This is a genomic window from Stenotrophomonas sp. 3diitr2024, assembly GCF_042136455.1.
GTDB classification, from domain to species: domain Bacteria; phylum Pseudomonadota; class Gammaproteobacteria; order Xanthomonadales; family Xanthomonadaceae; genus Stenotrophomonas; species Stenotrophomonas sepilia.
In genome coordinates this window covers 1-340 of record NZ_JBHHMJ010000615.1, presented here as the reverse complement: position 1 = coordinate 340, position 340 = coordinate 1, and the positions used below count along the sequence as shown (strand labels likewise).

Below are 340 nucleotides of genomic sequence, written 5' to 3'. Positions count from 1 at the left end.
GAACTGGGAGCTGTGCATCCACGATGACGCGTCCGATCAACCGCACGTGGCACGCGTGCTGGAAGAACTGGCGCGGCGGTTGCCGAACCTGCGTGTTTCACGCTCAAGCGAACGGCAGATGTTGCCGAGGCAGACGACCAGCAGCCTCATCGCGCGGCCATCGCCTGCAGCAGCCCCTCGGCGCGCTCCAGGTCCTCGGGCGTATCGATGCCCGGCGGGCGCGCCATGATGGTCACGCCCGTGGCGAGCAGGTCTTCACCGGTCAGTTCCAGGTAGGCGGGGCCGCCACCGAACAGGCGCGGATACAGGGCCTGGACGCCGGCGTTGACGCGGTCGAAGG

General features: G+C 68.5%; 1 protein-coding gene. It reads right to left on the bottom strand.

Going from position 1 to position 340, the window contains the following annotated elements; translation table 11 throughout:
* Positions 1-146: 146 nt before the first annotated feature.
* The coding region (locus ABGA94_RS16020) for a hypothetical protein (RefSeq protein WP_375367783.1) at positions 147-340 on the bottom strand (194 nt) is incomplete at its 5' end.